At 62.1% G+C, this 18,064-nt stretch carries 14 protein-coding genes; 6 read left to right on the plus strand and 8 right to left on the minus strand.

Going from position 1 to position 18,064, the window contains the following annotated elements; translation table 11 throughout:
* Positions 1-4 precede the first annotated feature (4 nt).
* From M5C01_RS17755 to M5C01_RS17780, 6 genes are all read left to right on the plus strand, one after another.
* A complete protein-coding gene (locus M5C01_RS17755) occupies positions 5-1,453 on the plus strand; it encodes a serralysin family metalloprotease (RefSeq protein ID WP_152739711.1) in 1,449 nt (482 codons plus the stop codon).
* 51 nt (positions 1,454-1,504) lie between these two features.
* Entirely contained in the window at positions 1,505-1,900 is a 396-nt protein-coding gene (locus tag M5C01_RS17760; protein WP_248764363.1) for an AprI/Inh family metalloprotease inhibitor, read from the plus strand.
* A gap of 183 nt (positions 1,901-2,083) precedes the next feature.
* Positions 2,084-3,865 carry a type I secretion system permease/ATPase gene (locus M5C01_RS17765; RefSeq protein WP_152739712.1) on the plus strand — a complete coding sequence of 594 codons (1,782 nt, stop codon included), beginning with the start codon at positions 2,084-2,086 and terminating at the stop codon, positions 3,863-3,865.
* Positions 3,862-5,190, plus strand: coding sequence for an HlyD family type I secretion periplasmic adaptor subunit (locus tag M5C01_RS17770; RefSeq protein ID WP_152739713.1), 1,329 nt, complete (start codon positions 3,862-3,864; stop codon positions 5,188-5,190). The genes M5C01_RS17765 and M5C01_RS17770 overlap by 4 nt, the downstream gene beginning before the upstream one ends.
* A 13-nt stretch (positions 5,191-5,203) precedes the next feature.
* The gene (locus M5C01_RS17775; protein ID WP_177099079.1) at positions 5,204-6,541 is read left to right on the plus strand and encodes a TolC family outer membrane protein; all 1,338 of its coding nucleotides are present in this window, start codon (positions 5,204-5,206) and stop codon (positions 6,539-6,541) included.
* Between the two features lie 25 nt (positions 6,542-6,566).
* On the plus strand, positions 6,567-8,414 hold the full coding sequence (locus tag M5C01_RS17780) for a polyurethanase (RefSeq protein ID WP_152739714.1): 1,848 nt from the start codon (positions 6,567-6,569) through the stop codon (positions 8,412-8,414).
* A 185-nt stretch (positions 8,415-8,599) separates the two neighbouring features.
* On the opposite strand, the gene M5C01_RS17785 is transcribed toward M5C01_RS17780, so the two are convergent.
* The 8 genes from M5C01_RS17785 to arnC form a co-directional block, all read right to left on the minus strand.
* Positions 8,600-10,195: a glycosyltransferase family 39 protein gene (locus tag M5C01_RS17785; RefSeq protein WP_152739805.1), complete on the minus strand. Its 1,596-nt coding sequence runs from the start codon at positions 10,193-10,195 to the stop codon at positions 8,600-8,602.
* A gap of 117 nt (positions 10,196-10,312) precedes the next feature.
* On the minus strand, positions 10,313-11,674 hold the full coding sequence (locus M5C01_RS17790; protein WP_103495130.1) for a UDP-glucose/GDP-mannose dehydrogenase family protein: 1,362 nt from the start codon (positions 11,672-11,674) through the stop codon (positions 10,313-10,315).
* Positions 11,671-12,078, minus strand: a complete 408-nt coding sequence (gene arnF / locus M5C01_RS17795) for a 4-amino-4-deoxy-L-arabinose-phosphoundecaprenol flippase subunit ArnF (protein ID WP_103495131.1) — start codon at positions 12,076-12,078, stop codon at positions 11,671-11,673. Before arnF ends, M5C01_RS17790 begins: the two co-directional genes overlap by 4 nt.
* A complete protein-coding gene (arnE, locus tag M5C01_RS17800) occupies positions 12,075-12,419 on the minus strand; it encodes a 4-amino-4-deoxy-L-arabinose-phosphoundecaprenol flippase subunit ArnE (RefSeq protein ID WP_103495132.1) in 345 nt (114 codons plus the stop codon). Before arnE ends, arnF begins: the two co-directional genes overlap by 4 nt.
* Positions 12,416-14,065, minus strand: coding sequence for a lipid IV(A) 4-amino-4-deoxy-L-arabinosyltransferase (gene arnT / locus M5C01_RS17805; RefSeq protein ID WP_152739715.1), 1,650 nt, complete (start codon positions 14,063-14,065; stop codon positions 12,416-12,418). The genes arnE and arnT overlap by 4 nt, the downstream gene beginning before the upstream one ends.
* Positions 14,062-14,946: a 4-deoxy-4-formamido-L-arabinose-phosphoundecaprenol deformylase gene (gene arnD / locus M5C01_RS17810; protein WP_152739716.1), complete on the minus strand. Its 885-nt coding sequence runs from the start codon at positions 14,944-14,946 to the stop codon at positions 14,062-14,064. The genes arnT and arnD overlap by 4 nt, the downstream gene beginning before the upstream one ends.
* Entirely contained in the window at positions 14,946-16,937 is a 1,992-nt protein-coding gene (arnA, locus tag M5C01_RS17815; protein ID WP_103495134.1) for a bifunctional UDP-4-amino-4-deoxy-L-arabinose formyltransferase/UDP-glucuronic acid oxidase ArnA, read from the minus strand. Before arnA ends, arnD begins: the two co-directional genes overlap by 1 nt.
* On the minus strand, positions 16,934-17,947 hold the full coding sequence (gene arnC, locus M5C01_RS17820) for an undecaprenyl-phosphate 4-deoxy-4-formamido-L-arabinose transferase (protein WP_103495135.1): 1,014 nt from the start codon (positions 17,945-17,947) through the stop codon (positions 16,934-16,936). The genes arnA and arnC overlap by 4 nt, the downstream gene beginning before the upstream one ends.
* Positions 17,948-18,064: the final 117 nt, after the last annotated feature.

Below are 18,064 nucleotides of genomic sequence, written 5' to 3' on the forward strand. Positions count from 1 at the left end.
GTTTATGTCGAAAGTCAAAACCAAAGCTATTGTTTCTTCTGATGCGGCACTGGCGGCCAACGGGACAAGTTCCGCCTTTAACCAGATCGATAGCTTCAGCCATCAATACGACCGTGGCGGTAATCTCACGGTCAATGGCAAACCCTCCTACTCCGTCGATCAGGCCGCCACGCAACTGCTGCGTGACGGTGCCGCCTGGCACGATCTGGACGGCAGCGGCAAGATCGAACTGACCTATACCTTCCTGACTTCCCAGACCTCGAATTTCAGCGGTCTGGGCGTCACCGGGTTCAGCCAGTTCAGCGCGCTGCAGAAGTCGCAGGCCGTGCTCTCCATGCAATCCTGGGCGGACGTGGCCAATGTGACCTTCACGGAGGCGGCGAAGGGTGGCGATGGTCATATGACCTTCGGTAACTACAGCGGCGGGCAGGAAGGCGCGGCGGCATTCGCCTTCCTGCCGGGAACCGAGCCTGGCTACGACGGCCAGTCCTGGTACCTGACCGGTAGCGGCTACAACGTCAACAAGACGCCTGGCCTGAACAACTACGGTCGCCAGACCCTGACCCATGAGATCGGCCATACCCTCGGCCTGGCTCATCCCGGCGACTACAACGCCGGCGAAGGCAACCCGACCTACAATGACGCGTCCTATGGACAGGACACCCGCGGCTACAGCGTCATGAGCTACTGGAGCGAAAGCAACACCAGCCAGAACTTCAGCAAAGGCGGGGTCGAGGCTTATTCCTCGGGCCCGCTGATGGATGATATCGCGGCGATCCAGAAACTCTACGGCGCCAACTACAGCACCCGTTCCGGCGACACCACCTATGGGTTCAACTCCAATGCCGGTCGCGACTACCTGAGCGCCACTTCGTCTTCGGACAAGCTGGTGTTCTCGGTCTGGGACGGCGGCGGCAACGATACCCTGGACTTCTCCGGGTTCACCCAGAACCAGAAGATCAACCTGCATGACGGCTCGTTCTCCGACGTTGGCGGCATGGTGGGTAATATCTCCATTGCCCAGGGTGTCACGATCGAGAACGCCATCGGCGGTTCGGGCAACGACCTGCTGATCGGCAACGATGCGGCCAACGAACTGCGTGGCGGTGCCGGCAACGATATCCTCTACGGGGCTGGCGGTGCCGACAAGCTCTGGGGTGGTTCGGGCAACGATACCTTCGTGTTCGCCGCCGTTTCCGACTCGGCGCCGAAAGCGGCCGACCGGATCATGGACTTCACCAGTGGCCAGGACAAGATCGATCTGTCCGGGATCACCCATGGTTCGGGCCTGACCTTCGTCAACGCGTTCACCGGCCATGCCGGCGATGCGGTGCTGACGTATGCCTCGGGCACCAACCTGGGTACCCTGGCGGTGGACTTCTCCGGGCACGGCGTCGCCGATTTCCTGGTGACCACCGTGGGTCAGGCAGCGGTCACGGATATCGTGGCTTGAGTTGATGCGGTAGGGGCAGCGCTGCAGCGCTGCCCTCTGGCCAGGTAGTCCATGTCCATGATCAAGAGCTTTGTTCGCAGTACCTATTCAACGTGGCTGATGGCTGCGTTTCTGGCGTTTTCTGGAGAAGTCACCATGGCGAGCAGCCTGCTCATGACCAGCCCCGAGGCCCTTGTCGGCCAGTGGCGGATGTACCCTGAAGGTGAGAACCCCCAGGCCTGCAAGCTTGACCTGGCGTTGCAGTCACCGCGCCTGAGTGGCGACCTGGAGTGCATCGCCGGCTGGTTGGGCGAACGCCCGGCCAACTGGGAACCGACCCCCGATGGCCTGTGGCTGTATGGCGCCGAAGGGACTGGCATCGTCCATCTCAATCGGCAGAGGGCGGATCGTTATGAAGTGCGTTTGAAGAATGGAAGCGTTCTGGTACTGGTGCGCGATAAGCCCTGAGTATCCAGGTGCAAATCGATTAAACGGCAACTTGATGCCTTGTGCCTGTTAGTTGTTTTCTCGTTCAGTCTTTATGCGTCGCTAAAGAACGACTCCTATTGAAAGTGCCTATATTCCCGAGCGGCTCGCCGGCCATCGAATAAAGGTGCGTATCCGGCTGTGCGTAAACTTCAAGGAAGAGAGATGAACCCGCCGAAAATGATGTCCGGGATACCTTTGATCCGTGTGCTCGGCGATTATAAAAGTGTGTTGCTCAGCGTCGGTTGTTTCACCGCGTTGATCAATCTGCTGATGCTGGTGCCTTCGATTTACATGCTCCAGGTCTATGACCGGGTATTGACCTCCCAGAACGAAACCACCCTGGTCATGCTGACCCTGATGGTGGTGGGGTTCTTTGCCTTTATCGGGCTGCTGGAAGTGGTCCGCAGTTTTATCGTGATCCGCATCGGCAGCGCCCTGGAGCGGCGCTTGAACCTGCGGGTCTACCAGGCGGCCTTCGAGCGCAACCTGTTGCGCGGCGAAGGGCATGCCGGCCAGTCCCTCGGCGACCTGACGCAGATTCGCCAGTTTCTCACCGGCCCGGCCCTGTTCGCCTTTTTCGATGCACCGTGGTTTCCCATCTACCTGCTGGTAATCTTCCTGTTCAATCCCTGGCTGGGGGTGTTCGCCAGTGTCGGGGCCTTGTTGCTGATCGCCCTGGCCTGCCTCAACGAGTCCATGACCAAAAAGCCCTTGAGCGAAGCCAGCGGTTATTCGCAACGCTCGACTCAGTTGGCCACCAGTCATCTGCACAACGCCGAGACGATCCAGGCCATGGGCATGCTCGGGGCCTTGCGCAGGCGCTGGTTCCAGGTGCACTCGCGATTTCTGGCACGGCAGAACCGCGCCAGCGATACCGGGGCGGTGATTACTTCCCTGAGCAAGATGTTGCGCCTGTGCCTGCAATCGCTGGTGCTGGGCCTGGGGGCGCTGCTGGTGATCAAGGGTGAGATGACCGCCGGGATGATGATCGCCGGCTCGATCCTTATGGGCCGGGTGCTCAGCCCCATCGACCAGTTGATTGCGGTGTGGAAACAGTGGAGCACGGCCAAGCTCGCCTATCAGCGCCTGGACGGCCTGTTGCGTGAGTTCCCCGAGACAGAAGGGCAGATGAGCCTGCCCGCGCCCCAGGGCCAGGTGGCTTTTGAACAGGTCAGCGCCGGACCGCCGGGCAAGCGTGTCGCGACCCTGCACCAGGTGAGTTTCAGCCTGGCCCCCGGCGAGGTGCTGGGGGTGCTCGGTGCCTCGGGCTCGGGCAAGTCGACCCTGGCCCGGGTGCTGGTGGGCGTCTGGCCGACCCTGGGCGGCACCGTGCGCCTGGACGGTGCCGACCTGCACCGCTGGGACCGCGACGACCTCGGTCCGCATATTGGTTATTTGCCCCAGGACATCGAGTTGTTCAGCGGCACCATTGCCGAAAATATCGCGCGGTTTGCCGAAGTCGACTCGGCGAAAGTGGTCGAGGCGGCACGTCAGGCCGGTGTGCACGAGCTGATCCTGCGCCTGCCCCAGGGCTACGACACACTGCTGGGAGAAGACGGCAGCGGCCTGTCCGGCGGGCAGAAGCAGCGGGTGGCGCTGGCCCGCGCGTTGTATGGCGGCCCGCGCCTGGTGGTGCTGGATGAGCCCAATTCCAACCTCGATGTGGTCGGGGAAACCGCCCTGACCCAGGCGATTGCCCTGCTCAAGGCGGGGGGCAGCACAGTGGTCCTGGTGACCCACCGTTCCACCTCCCTGACCCAGGCGGACAAGTTGCTGGTGCTCAACGAAGGCCGCCTGCAAGCCTTCGGCAGCAGTGCCGATGTGCTCAAGGCACTGTCGGCCGGCGCCCAACCCGCACCGCAACCGGCCCGCGAGGCAGCCACCCCGGCGGGCGTCAGCCTGAGCCGACAGTATCCCGCGCCGACGCGCAGTAGCGGCGCATGAGCAAGGACAGCACAATGCAGATCAGTACCCCTGTTGAATACCGGGAACGTGATGCCCGGTTCTTTGCCCGTATGGGCTGGTTGTTGGCCCTCCTGGGTGCCGGCGGCTTCTTTCTCTGGGCGGCCCTGGCGCCGCTGGACCAGGGCATTGCCGTGCAGGGCACCGTGGTGGTATCCGGCAAGCGCAAGGCGGTGCAATCCCTCGGCGGCGGCGTGGTCAGCCGGATCCTGGTGCGCGAAGGGCAAGTGGTGCATCAGGGCCAGCCGCTGTTTCGTCTCGACCAGACGCAATTGTCGGCCGATGTGCAATCGTTGCAGGCCCAGTACCGCATGGCCTGGGCCAGCCAGGCGCGTTGGCAGAGCGAGCGCGACAACCTGCCCCGGGTGGTGTTTCCGCCCGAGTTGAGCGCGGAGGCCGACCCGCCCCTGGCGCTGGTGCTCGAAGGCCAGCGGCAACTGTTCAGTAGCCGTCGCGAAGCCTTTTCCCGGGAGCAGGCCGGTATTCGCGCCAGTATCGACGGCGCCGGCTCGCAACTGGCCGGTATGCGTCGCGCGCGCAACGACATGCTGGCCCGCGCCGATTCCCTGCGCAGCCAGTTGGACAACCTCAAGCCCCTGGCGGACAACGGCTATATCCCGCGCAACCGCCTGCTGGACTACCAGCGCCAACTGTCCCAGGTGCAACAGGACCTGGCGCAGAACAGCGGCGAAAGCGGGCGGGTCGAGCAGGGCATTGTCGAGTCGCGTCTCAAGCTCTCCCAGCACAGCGAGGAGTACCAGAAGGAAGTGCGCGGCCAACTGGCCGAGGCCCAGCTCAAGAGCCTGACCCTGGAGCAGCAGCTGCGCTCGGCGGATTTCAATTTGCAGCACAGCGAGATCGTCGCGCCGGCGGAGGGCATCGCGGTCAACCTCAGCGTGCACACCGAAGGCGCGGTGATCCGTGCCGGGGAAACCCTGCTGGAGATCGTGCCCCAGGGCGAACGCCTGGAAGTCGAGGGGCACCTGCCGGTCAACCTGGTGGACAAGGTCGGCAGCCATCTGCCGGTGGACATCCTGTTCACCGCCTTCAACCAGAGCCGCACGCCACGGGTGCCCGGCGAAGTCAGCCTGATCTCCGCCGACCAGTTGCTCGATGAAAAGACCGGCGCGCCGTATTACGTGCTGCGCACGTCGGTGAGCGACATGGCCCTGGAAAAACTCCACGGGCTGGTGATCAAGCCGGGCATGCCCGCCGAGATGTTCGTGCGGACCGGCGAGCGCTCGCTGCTCAACTATCTGTTCAAACCCCTGCTGGACCGCGCGGGTTCCGCGCTGACCGAGCAATAGGATGTTTCACCGAATGAAGACACTGTCGATGATCGTGGCAACGCTGTCCCTGTTGGTCAGCACCGGCAGCCAGGCCATGGGGCCGTTCCAGGTGTATGAGCAGGCGCTGCGCAATGACCCGGTATTCCTCGGCGCGCTCAAGGAGCGCGATGCCGGCCAGGAAAACCGCGCCATTGGCCGGGCCGGCCTGCTGCCGAAGATTTCCTATAACTACAACCAGGGCCGTAACGATTCGCGGGCCACCTACCTCAGCGAACGGGGCAACTCCCACGAGGACCGTCACTACACCAGCTCCGGCTCGACGCTGATGCTGCAACAACCGCTGATCGACTACGAGGCCTATGCCAATTACCGCAAGGGCGTGGCCCAGGCGTTGTTCGCCGATGAAACCTTTCGCGGCAAGAGCCAGGAGCTGCTGGTGCGGGTCCTGACCTATTACACCAAGGCGTTGTTTGCCCAGGACCAGATCGAGATCGCCCAGGCCCGCAAGAAAGCCTATGGGGAGCAGTTCCAGCAGAACGAGCATCTGTTCCGCCAGGGCGAGGGCACACGTACCGATATTCTCGAAGCCGAGTCGCGTTTCGAACTGGCCACCGCCGAGGAAATCGAAGCCCGCAACGAACAGGATGCCGCCCTGCGCGAACTGGGGGCGCTGATCGGCGTAGCGTCGGTGGATGTTTCCGAACTGGCGCCACTGGCCCGGACCTTTCAGTCGTTTCCCCTGGAGCCGGCCAACTTCGATACCTGGCACGCCATGGCCCTGGAGAACAACCCGACCCTGGCGTCCCAGCGCCAGGCACTGGAAGTGGCCCATTATGAAGTGGAGCGCAACCGCGCCGGGCACTTGCCCAAGCTCAATGCCTACGCCAGCGTGCGCAAGAGCGAGTCCGACAGCGGCAACACCTACAACCAGCGCTACGACACCAACACTATCGGTTTCGAGGTGAACGTGCCGTTGTTCGCCGGTGGCGGCGTCTCGGCGTCGGTGCGCCAGGCCAGCGCCAATCTGGAACAGGCCGAATACGAACTGGACGGCAAGACCCGCGAAACCCTGATCGAGCTGCGTCGTCAGTTCAGTGCCTGCCTGTCGGGGGTGAGCAAGTTGCGCGCCTATCAGAAGGCCTTGAGTTCGGCCGAAGCCCTGGTGGTCTCGACCAAGCAGAGCATCCTCGGTGGCGAGCGGGTCAACCTCGATGCGCTGAACGCCGAGCAGCAGCTCTACAGCACCCGGCGCGACCTGGCCCAGGCGCGCTACGACTACCTGATGGCCTGGACCAAATTGCATTACTACGCGGGCACCTTGCGCGAAACCGACCTGGCCAGGGTCGATGAGGCCTTCATACGACAATGATTCCAACCAGCAAGGAGGCAATACCATGGGTGTGTTTGACTATAAAAACGTGGGAACCGAGGCTTCGAAAGCACTGTATTCCGATGCAATGGCGATCACCTTGTACTCCTACCACAACCTCGATAACGGCTTTGCCGTGGGCTACCAGCAGAACGGCTTCGGTCTCGGCCTGCCGGCGACCCTGGTCAAGGCCCTGATCGGCGGCACGGATGCCCAGGGGGTCATCCCCGGGATCCCCTGGAACCCGGACTCGGAGAAAGCCGCGCTGGCGGCGGTGAAGGCCGCCGGCTGGACACCCATCAGTGCCGTGCAACTGGGCTACGGCGGCAAGACCGATGCCCGCGGCACCTTCTATGGCGAGAAGGCCGGCTACACCACGGCGCAGGCGGAAATCCTCGGCAAGTACGACGCCAGCGGGCACCTGACCGAGATCGGCGTGTCCTTCCGTGGCACCAGCGGGCCGCGGGAAAGCCAGATCAGCGACACCATCGGCGATGCGATCAACGACTTGCTGGCGGCCATCGGACCCAAGGATTACGCGAAGAACTACAGCGCCAATGCCTTCGAAGGCCTGCTCAAGAGCGTGGCGACCTTTGCCGCGGCCAACGGTCTTTCCGGCAAGGACGTGCTGGTCAGCGGCCACAGCCTCGGCGGGCTGGCGGTCAACAGCGTGGCCGACCTGAGCAAGGACCATTGGGGTGGTTTCTACAAGGATGCCAACTACATCGCCTTTGCTTCACCGACCCAGAGCGGCCCGGGCACCCAGGTGCTGAATATCGGTTATGAAAACGACCCGGTGTTCCGTGCCCTCGACGGCTCCAATCTGACCCTGGCAACCCTGGGTGTGCACGATGCCAACAAGGCCTCGGCGACCAATAATATCGTCAGCTTCAACGACCATTACGCGTCCGATGCCTGGAATGTGCTGCCGTTTTCCATCGGTAACGTCGCCACCTGGATTTCCCATCTGCCGACGGCCTATGGCGATGGCTTGAATCGGGTGCTGGGGTCGCAGTTCTACAACCTGACCAGCAAGGACTCGACCATCATCGTCGCCAACCTGTCGGATCCGGCACGGGACAAGACCTGGGTGCAGGACCTCAATCGCAATGCCGAAACCCATAGCGGCAGCACCTTTATCATCGGCAGCGACGCCAATGACCTGCTCAAGGGAGGGCGTGGCAACGATTACATCGAGGGGCGCGGCGGCAACGATACCTTCCGCGATGACGGTGGCTACAACATCATTCTCGGCGGCAAGGGCAACAACACCTTCGATCTGCAGAAATCCCTGAGCAGTTTCGATATCGCCAATGACGGCCACGGCACCTTGTATATCCGTGATGCCAGCGGCGGGATCACCATTGCCCAGAATATCGGCACCCTGGTCAGCAAGGAGTCGAGCCTGGTGTTCTTCAACAAGGACGTGGCCCATGTGGTGGGCAACCAGAGCTTGTCCGAGGGGAGTTACGTCAACTCGCAGGTCGGCAGCGATGGGGCCGATACCCTGACGGCGAAGTCTTCGGGGGAGTGGCTGTTGGGTAATGGCGGCGACGATCATCTGATCGGTTCGGCCAAGGGGGGGAATGTGTTTATCGGTGGTGCCGGCAATGACCTGATGGATGCGAAGGGCGGGGGCAATACCTTCCTGTTCAACGGCTTCAACGGATCGTTCGGCCAGGACAAGATCACCGGCTTCCAGGCTTCCGACAAACTGGTGTTCATGGGGTATGCCGATTCCCAGGGACACACTATCCAGGACCACGCCAAGGTGGTGGGACACGACACCGTGCTGACCTTCGGGTCGGATTCGGTGACGTTGGTGGGGGTAGGGCTGGATGTGCTGAAGGGGGCGAGTGTAGTTATCGCCTGATGCTGTAATACAGGAAACGATAGCAGCCTCCAGGCCGCCAAAAGCTTCGCGGGCAAGCCCTGCTCCTACAGTGAGTCGTCGTTTGCTGATCTTGTGTACGACACCGAACTGTAGGAGCAGGGCTTGCCCGCGAAGAGGCCCGAGATCGCTCAAAGCCTCTCTGGCAAGCCAGGCTCCTACAGGTTTTACGGTAGCTTCAACAGCACATAATCGTTCTTGTCGAACCGCTGGCTGAGTACTGGCGTCAGATCGCCGATAGCCGTGCCTTTCAGGGCGTCATACTGATCCTTGCCCATCATCACCCACGCCGGTCGTGCCACGCCCTGAAGCTGCTCAGGCGTTTCGGTGAAGATCGGCTGCAGATCGCCCTCGGCATTGACCATGAACTTGATCGCCCGTCCATCCTTGCCCACCGCGTGCATGACCAGCGGCGCAGGATCCTTCTGCATCAACTGCTGGGTAGCCTGGGTAAAGGCGCGGGTATCGTAGGCGACGCGTTCGGTCGGCTCGACGATCAGGATATAGCTGCTCCACAGCGCCAGCACCGCACAACCGGCCAGCCCGAGCGCGCGCCAGCGGGCGTTGAACAACGCCACCACGGCGATCAGTTGCAAGGCCCCGACCAGATAGGGCGCGACGCCCAGGGTTGGCAGTTCTTCAGGGAAACGCCGGTGCAACATGAACATCCCGACAATCAGCAGGCCCGGCAGGATCAACCAGAGACCCTGGATCAGCCCACGCAGCCAGGCAAACAGACGGCCTTTCCCGACCTGGAACGGATAGGCGGCAATGATCGCCGCCATCGGTACCATCGGCAGGATATAACGGGCTTTTTTCGCCTGGGGCACCGACAGGCCGAGCATCACGATCAAGCCGGCCGCGACCGCGTAGAGGGTCAGTTGCAAGGCCGGCCCACGATGCTGGCGACCGGTTGTCAGAATGGCAACCAGAACCAGCACGGCCAATGGATAAGCCAGGGCGTAGTTGCCAAAAGCGCTGCTGAAGTAATACAGCGTACCGCTGGAGCCCGCCGAGCCGTCCATGCGGCCGGTGAACTGCATACGGATCACTTCTTGGAGGAAGGCCGGGCCGCCATCGAGCGAGGCCAGCCACAACAGCAGGCCGATGCAGGCTGCCAGCAGGAACAGGGCCTGGAAGCCAAACACGAACAACCGGCGCCATTGACCGCTGAGCAGGTAGAAGCTGCACAGCATGCCGGTGGGGATCACCAGGCCCATGGGGCCGCGAATGGCAAAACCGAGCACCAGCAGCGCCAGGAGCAGCACGCTGCGTTTCGGCGCGCCGTAGTATTTGGCGGCATAACCCAGGTAGAACACCGCCAGGGACACGGCGGCGAGCATCTGGTCGAGGGATACCGCGCGGGTTTCAATCAGGAAATTATTGGTCAGCAACAGCAAGGCAATGCTCAGCAGCGCCCAACGGGGCGAATGCGGGGCCACCAGCCGGTACATCAGCACCACGATCCAGGCCGAGGCCAGGGCGCTCGGCAGCCAGGCGGCGAGGGCGTTGACCGAGCCGAACGGCAGCGACAGCAACCAGATCAACAGGGTGGAAAATGCCGAATAGTCCGGATACGGCTCGCCATAGGTGGTCGGAAAGAAACTCGGACCATGGCGCAGCATTTCCTCGGCGAACAGCACGAAGCGCGAGTCGAAACCGATGGCGGCTTGCTGATAGACGCCGGCGATAAACAGCAGCAGGGCGATCAGGCCCAGGCCGAGGGATTGGCGATTCAGGGTGTTACGGGATGAGGACGTCAATGTCACGGCCGTGGACCTAAAACAACGGGCAAGCCCGTTAGGAACGAAAACGCGGTCATTTTTTCGAAATGACCGCGTCGTTTGTTTGCTCAGTAACCCTATGCAAGGGTCAGGGCATCATTCCAGACCGTGACGGGTCACCGGCAGATCCAGCGACGCACCGCGACCGATCGCAAAGTAGGTGAAACCTTTGCGCTGCATGCGGTTGGCGTCGAACAGGTTACGGCCGTCGAAGATCACCGGCGCTTTCAGGCGCTGCTTGATCAGTTCGAAGTCCGGTGCCTTGAACTGCTGCCATTCGGTGCAGATGATCAGTGCATCGGCGCCGACCAGGGCCGATTCCGGCGTGCCCATCAGCGACAGGCCCGGCTCATCCGGATAGATGCGCTGGGTTTCCTGCATGGCTTCCGGGTCGAACGCGCGAACCTGGGCGCCGGCCGCCCACAGGGCTTCCATCAGCACGCGGCTCGGTGCGTCGCGCATATCGTCGGTGTTCGGCTTGAACGCCAGGCCCCAGAGGGCGAAGGTCTTGCCTTTCAGGTCACCCTTGTAGAACGCGTTCAGGCGGTCGAACAGCTTGTGCTTCTGACGCTCGTTGATCGCTTCGACCGCTTGCAGCAGGTCGCTCGAGCAGTTGGCCGCCTGGGCGCTGTGGATCAGGGCGCGCATGTCTTTCGGGAAGCACGAACCGCCGTAGCCGCAGCCCGGGTAGATGAAGTGGTAACCGATGCGCTGGTCGGCGCCGATGCCCATGCGCACGGCTTCGATGTCCGCGCCCAGGTGTTCGGCCAGTTCGGCGATCTGGTTGATAAAGCTGATCTTGGTCGCCAGCATGCAGTTGGCGGCGTACTTGGTCAGCTCGGCGCTGCGCAGGTCCATGAACATGATGCGGTCATGGTTGCGGTTGAACGGGGCGTAGAGGTCGCGCATCACTTCGCGGACTTCTTCACGCTCGCAGCCGATGACGATCCGGTCCGGACGACGGCAGTCTTCCACCGCCGAACCTTCCTTGAGGAATTCCGGGTTGGAGACGATATCGAATTCCAGGGTCCGGCCGACTTTGTCCAGGGCGGCTTGAATGTGCGCGCGCAGGGTGTCGCCGGTGCCGACCGGAACGGTGGATTTTTCCACCAGGATCAGCGGATCGACGCGGTGACGGACCACGGCATCGCCCACCGAGAGGACGTACTTCAGGTCAGCCGAACCGTCTTCGTCCGACGGCGTGCCGACGGCGATAAACAGCACCTGGCCATGCTCGATCGCCAGCTTTTCGTCGCTGGTGAAGTGCAGGCGGCCGCTTTCCAGGTTGCTCTTGACCATGGTCTCCAGCCCTGGTTCGAAGATGGGGATGTGGCCTTTACGCAGCAAGTCGATCTTGTTCTGGTCGACGTCCATGCAGACGACATCATGACCGACTTCGGCCAGCACAGTCGCCTGCACCAGACCGACATAACCGCTACCAATTACGCTGATTTTCATACGGAGTCCCTAGGACGGGGTATACGTGGAGAGTTGATCGTTAGCACGCCGAGAATGACCAGGGCCACTCCCAGCGATTTCGAAAGACTGAAGCTTTCATTGAAAAACGGCAGGCCGGCGGCCAGCAGGTAGACCAGCGCGTAACTGACGCTGAGCAACGAGTAGGCACGGCCCAATGGCAGGTCGCGCAAGGCGGCCAGCCAGCAAAGCATGGACAGGGCGTAGGCGAGGATCGATGCCGCCACTACACCCAAGGCGAGTAACGATACGTCCTGAGTCATCAGGGCGTCCAGCCACTGTGTCGGTTCCGGCAGGCGGGTCATGCTCCAACGCATGCCCAACTGGGCACCGCTGACCAGCAGGACGCTGCCGGTGGCCAGGGTAAAACCGCGAGCCTGGCTCATACGTGACGCCCCAACAGGACCACACCGGCGATGATCAACGCCACGCCCAACCAATGGCGGGTGTCGATCGACTCCTTGAACAGGTAGTGCGCCACCAGGGTGATCAGGACAAAGTTCAGGCTGAGCATCGGATAGGCAATCCCGACCTCCAGCCGTTGCAGGACCAGCAGCCAGACCAGCAGGCCGAAACCGAGGCTGGCCAGGGCCAGCCACAGCCAGGGCGAACGCAGTTTGTGCAGGATGCCCAGGTCCGGGCCGCGCCAGCTTTCGACGGCGAACTTCTGCGCGACCTGGCCCAGGCACGTCAGCAGGCAGGCGCTGAGCAACAAGATCAGGGTCATGGGGTGGTCTTCGAAAAAATCAGGATAACCATGTTGCCTTCTTCATAGCGAACATGATCCTTGGGCAGCAGGTCGATCTCGTGCAGTTCGTCCTCATCCTTGACGCGCATCACCACACCGACCTGGCCTTCACGCCGGGCGTTGTCCATCCAGGCCTGGATCTGGCTCAGATCCTGAGCGCGACCGGCGGTCTCGGGATAACCCAGGCCGTACTGCAATTCACCCTGGGTGTTGTAGAGGGTGATATCGCTGCGTTTCATGCGCCAGGCCAGCGCCGAAGCGGCACCCAGGTCGTTGCTCAGGAAGTGACGGCTCTGGCTCAACTCTTCGGCATGGTGGGCGATGAACTGGTCGGGCATCTTGTTGTGCACGATGACGTTCGGCATCGCCGCCGGCAGCAGCAACACCAGCATGCCCATTCCCAGCGCCGGGGTGGCCCAGAAGGTCAGCGGCTTGAACAGGGGCAGGAGATTGACCAGGATCCAGCTGCCGATGAACACGCAGAGCAGGGTCAGGTGCAAAGGCTCGTTATCGTAGAACGGCTGCTTGATCTGGAAATACACCAGTGCCGCCATTCCCGCCAGGCCCAACACCAGGTTGAGCAGGCCGTTGAGACGAGGAACCTGGCCTTGGGCAAGCTTGATGCGATCCATCAGCGAATGCCCCATCAGCAACGCCAGGGGCATCAGGCACGGCATGATGTAGGTCGGCAGCTTGCCGCGGCTGAGGCTGAAGAACGCCAGTGGCAGCAACAGCCAGAGCAGCAGGAACAGGGTGATGCGCTGACCCTTGGTACGCCAGGCGTCCTTCAGGGTCACCGGGAACAGCACTGCCCATGGCAGGCTGGAAGCCACGATCATCGGCAGGTAGAACCACCAAGGCCGGGTGTGTTGCGCGTCTTCGGCGGCAAAACGACGGATATGCTCGTGCCAGAAGAAGAAACGCCAGTAGTCCGGTTCCTGGAGGTGAACCGCCAGGACCCAGGGCAGGCTGATCAGCGTGGCCACGACCACGGCCACCAGGCCATAACCCACCAGTTCGCGAAAACGCTTCTGCCAGATCATGTAGGGCAGGGCGATCAGCACCGGCAACAGCAGGGCGAGGAAACCCTTGGTCATGAAACCCATGCCGCAGGCCAGGCCCAGGCCCACCCACGACCACAGGCGTGCCCGTGGGGTACTGCCGTCGATGGCGAACCACAGGGCGACGAAGCTCAGGTTGACCCAGAAGGTGAACTGCGGATCGAGGTTGGCATACCCGGCCTGCCCGGCGATCAGGCCGAAGCTCATGTACAACGCGGCGCAGGCAAACTGCTTGCGTTCGTCGTTCCACAGGCGTCCGGCAATCAGATAGACCAGCAGCACGCTCAGCCCGGTGCTCAGGGCCGAAGCGAAACGCACGCCGAAAAAGTTCTCACCGAAAATGGCCTGACCGATGGCGATCATCCAGTAGCCGGCGATGGGTTTTTCGAAGTAGCGCAGGTCCATGAAATGCGGCGACGCCCAGTGGCCGTGCCGGAGCATCTCCTGGCCGATCTGGGCGTAGCGGGTTTCGTCGGGAATCCACATGCCATGGGTGACCAGTGGCAGGAGGTAGAACAGCAGAAAAGCAAGAAACAGCAACGGCAAAGCCCAGCGCCTGGTCATCCCTGCTGTACCCCAAGCCAGCCTTCACGGCCGCCGAGGGTGCCACGGGCCAATTGCCCTGCGGGCAGGCGGTCCAGTTGGGCCGGCAATAGATTGACCAGGGGTTGGAACTCGATATCGCGCGCCTTGGCCTGGGCCAGCAGCTGGCGAAACTCGTTTGCCATCAGAATCCCTTCTACTTCTGCGTGAATCGTGTAGACATTCAGGCGCGCCGGACTGAACCGGTCGAGAATGAACGCATTGAAATCTTTCGCGGCCAGATCCGCACCCACGACTTCGTCGAAGGTAGGCAGGTCCACGGGAATTTGCGGGGTCCCCAGGCTGCCATCCGCCAACCGTGGCAGAAACAGACCGTGCCCGCGGCAGTCGCTGTTATAGCGAAAACCGAAATGCTCCTTGGCTTGCACGACACGCTCGTCCGCTCGCCAACCGGCGGTGGCCGAACATTCGACGGCTTGCCCGGTGATATCGCTCAGGCAATCGACGCCGCGACGGATCTGTTCGATCAGTTCGGCTTCGCTCCAGCGCCCGGCGTTGGCCTGCCAGCCGTGGTGATCCCAGGCATGCAGGCCGACCTCATGGCCGGCGGCCAGGGTCTGGCGCATCAGATGCCCCAGATCCCGACCGATCGGCTTGCCTGGCCAGGCAGTGCCGGCCAGCAAGATGTCCCAGCCATAAAGACTGGCAGCCTTGGAACGCAGCATCTTCAGGAGGAACTGGGGTTTGATGAGGCGCCACAAGTGGCGCCCCATGTTGTCCGGTCCAACGCTGAAGAAGAACGTCGCCTTGACCTGGGCCTCGTCGAGCAGTTCCAGCAACCGCGGTACCCCTTCACGGGTGCCGCGATAGGTGTCCACATCGATGCGAAGTCCAGCCTGCATCAGCGCTTGTCCGCGATTTCGAGCATGGCTTCTTTCAGGAAGAAGTCCAGGGTGTTACCGATGGTTTCGCTCATCTCGACGGTCGGCTCCCAGTTCAGCAGGCGCTTGGCGTTTTCGACGCTTGGTTTGCGGTGCGACACGTCCTGGTAGCCAGTACCGTAGAACGCCTTGCTTTCCACGTCGCGGAAACCGGCGAACGGAGGGAAGTTGCTGCGCAGCGGGTGAGCTTCGAACTGACGCAGCAGTTCTTCGCCCAGCTGACGGATGCTGGCTTCGTTGTCCGGGCTACCGATGTTGATGACCTGGCCGTTGCAGCAGTCGTTCTCGTTGTCGACGATACGGGCCAGGGCCTCGATGCCGTCGGCGATGTCGGTGAAGCAGCGCTTCTGCTCGCCGCCGTCGAACAGACGGATCGGAGTACCTTCCACCAGGTTCAGGATCAGCTGGGTGATGGCACGGGAGCTGCCGATACGCGCCGAATCCAGACGGTCCAGACGTGGACCCATCCAGTTGAACGGACGGAACAGGGTGAAGTTCAGGCCCTTGGCGCCGTAAGCCCAGATCACGCGGTCCAGCAGTTGCTTGGAGACCGAGTAGATCCAGCGCTGCTTGTTGATCGGGCCAACGATCAGGTTCGAGGTGTCTTCGTCGAAGTTCTCGTCCTGGCACATGCCGTAGACTTCGGAAGTCGACGGGAAGATCACGCGCTTGTTGTACTTGACGCAGTAGCGAACCAGCTTCAGGTTTTCTTCGAAGTCCAGTTCGAATACGCGCAGCGGGTTGCGGGTGTATTCGATCGGGGTGGCGATGGCCACCAGCGGCAGGACCACGTCGCACTTCTTGATGTGATACTCGATCCACTCGGAGTGGATGCTGATATCGCCTTCGACGAAGTGGAAGTTCGGGTGGCTGCGCAGGCGCTCGATGGCGTCGGAGCCGATGTCCAGACCGTAGACGTCGTACTTGTCGTCACGCAGCAGGCGCTCGGACAGGTGGTTACCGATGAAGCCGTTGACGCCCAGGATCAGTACGCGGGTACGACGTGGCTTGCGGCCCGACTCGGCGCCACGCAGGAAGGAACCGTCCACCAGGCCCAGTTCGTTGGCCAGTTGCGGGCCGCTGAGGAAGAGGCCGGCGTCGTTGCGCTGACCGGCCTTGATCACCAGGGAGTCTTCACCGCAAGCGATGCGCAGCGGGTCGACGCTGATCACACGGCCAGGGGCCTGACCTTCGTTGCCCTTGACGACTTCGGCGCTCCAGACGATCAGCTTGTGCTCGCCCACGGCGCAGAAGGCACCCGGGTAAGGTTGGGTCACGGCGCGGACCAGGTTGAACAGCTCTTCGGCAGGCTTTTTCCAGACCAGCTTGCCGTCAGCCGGGGTACGGCGACCGAAGTAGGTGGCCTTGGACTCGTCCTGGGCGGTTTCGCTCAGTTTGCCGGCAGCCAGTTGTGGCAGGGCTTCACCCAGCAGGGCTGCAGCGCTGTCACGCAGCTTGGTGTGCAGGGTCAGGGCGGTGTCGGCACGGTCGATGGCGACGCGGTTCTGCGCCAGGATGCCACCGGCATCGGCACGCTTGACCATGCGGTGCAGGGTCACGCCGGTTTCGGTTTCGCCGTTGACCAGCACCCAGTTGGCCGGTGCGCGACCGCGGTAGCGTGGCAGCAGGGAACCGTGCAGGTTGAACGCGCCGTTCTTGGCGGTGGCCAGCAGCTCTTCGCTCAACAGGTTGCGGTAGTAGAACGAGAAGATGTAGTCCGGGCTCAGCTTGGCAATGCGCTCGATCCACAGAGGATGGTTGGCATCTTCCGGGGCGTGCACGGTAATGCCCTTGCGAGCACAGAGTTGCGCTACGGAACCGTAGAAGGCGTTCTCCTTCGGGTCGTCGGCATGGGTGAACACTGCGGCGATGTCGTAACCTGCGGCGAGCAGGGACTCGATGCCGGTGCAACCAATATCGTGATAGGCGAAGACGACAACTTTCGGATTCATGGTGCGACCTGATTGGAGGTAGTAGTAGAAGGGGTATCACCAGCAGCGCTGGCAGGAGACGGCTGGCTACGCAGCACTTTCTCGATGAAGAAGCGCGGACGTGCACGCACGTCACTGTACATGCGGCCCAGGTATTCACCCAGGAGCCCCATGCCGATGAACTGGCCGCCGGTAAAGACGAACAGGATAGCAAACAGCACGAACGAACCGTCACCGGCCCAGGCGGCGCCGAAGATCAGGCGCAGCACCACCAGCAGGATGGCGAACAGGGCGCCGAGACCGGCCATGGTGAAACCGATGATGCTCAACAGCCGCAGGGGCGTGGTGGTCATGCAGGTGACCAGGTCGAACATCAGGTTGATCAGGCGCATCGGGCTGTATTTCGAGTCACCGTGCTCGCGCTCGGCGTGCTGCACCAGTACTTCGGTGGTGTGCCGGGCAAAACTGTTGGCCAGGATCGGGATAAAGGTGCTGCGCTCGCGGCAGGCCAGCATCGCATCGACGATGGTCCGGCGATAGGCGCGCAACATGCAGCCGTAGTCGCTCATGGCGACGCCGGTGGAACGTTGCACGGCCATGTTGATCAGGCGCGACGGCCAGCGGCGCAGGGCCGAGTCCTGGCGATTGTTGCGCACGGTGCCGACCACGTCGAAGCCCAAGGCACACTGTTCCACCAGACGCGGAATTTCTTCCGGCGGGTTCTGCAGGTCGGCGTCCAGGGTGATGACCACATCACCGGTGGATTGCTCGAAGCCGGCCATGATCGCGGCGTGCTGACCGTAGTTGCGGTTCAGGATCACGGCGATGACCTGGCTGCCTTCACGCTCGGCGGCTTCCTGGAGAATGTCGGCGGAGCGATCACGGCTGCCGTCGTCGACCAGGATGATTTCGACATCCTGGGTCAACTGCGAACAGGCCGCTTCGGTGCGGCGCAACAGTTCTGGCAGGCTCTGTTCTTCGTTATAGACCGGGATAACGATCGACACGCGCTGAATTGGATAAGGTTTCAAAGGCTTCTTTCCAGAATGGTTTCAATGGTGCGGCGATGCTTCAAGCCAGCCGATAGCATGCCGGACTCAACGCTCGGGCACAATGAACGATACCTTTTATGCGGACAAGCATAGAGG

It is taken from the genome of Pseudomonas sp. MWU12-2319 (assembly GCF_023242525.1).
Classification (GTDB): Bacteria; Pseudomonadota; Gammaproteobacteria; order Pseudomonadales; family Pseudomonadaceae; genus Aquipseudomonas; species Aquipseudomonas gingeri_D.

Bases quoted from the DNA above. Each gene is read 5' to 3' on its own strand.
- arnA (WP_103495134.1), bottom strand. From the start codon at position 16,937: ATGAATCCGAAAGTTGTCGTCTTCGCCTATCACGATATTGGTTGCACC.
- arnF (WP_103495131.1), bottom strand. From the start codon at position 12,078: ATGAGCCAGGCTCGCGGTTTTACCCTGGCCACCGGCAGCGTCCTGCTG.
- M5C01_RS17775 (WP_177099079.1), top strand. From the start codon at position 5,204: ATGAAGACACTGTCGATGATCGTGGCAACGCTGTCCCTGTTGGTCAGC.
- arnE (WP_103495132.1), bottom strand. From the start codon at position 12,419: ATGACCCTGATCTTGTTGCTCAGCGCCTGCCTGCTGACGTGCCTGGGC.
- arnT (WP_152739715.1), bottom strand. From the start codon at position 14,065: ATGACCAGGCGCTGGGCTTTGCCGTTGCTGTTTCTTGCTTTTCTGCTG.
- M5C01_RS17755 (WP_152739711.1), top strand. From the start codon at position 5: ATGTCGAAAGTCAAAACCAAAGCTATTGTTTCTTCTGATGCGGCACTG.
- M5C01_RS17770 (WP_152739713.1), top strand. From the start codon at position 3,862: ATGAGCAAGGACAGCACAATGCAGATCAGTACCCCTGTTGAATACCGG.
- M5C01_RS17790 (WP_103495130.1), bottom strand. From the start codon at position 11,674: ATGAAAATCAGCGTAATTGGTAGCGGTTATGTCGGTCTGGTGCAGGCG.
- M5C01_RS17765 (WP_152739712.1), top strand. From the start codon at position 2,084: ATGAACCCGCCGAAAATGATGTCCGGGATACCTTTGATCCGTGTGCTC.
- M5C01_RS17780 (WP_152739714.1), top strand. From the start codon at position 6,567: ATGGGTGTGTTTGACTATAAAAACGTGGGAACCGAGGCTTCGAAAGCA.
- M5C01_RS17760 (WP_248764363.1), top strand. From the start codon at position 1,505: ATGTCCATGATCAAGAGCTTTGTTCGCAGTACCTATTCAACGTGGCTG.
- arnD (WP_152739716.1), bottom strand. From the start codon at position 14,946: ATGCAGGCTGGACTTCGCATCGATGTGGACACCTATCGCGGCACCCGT.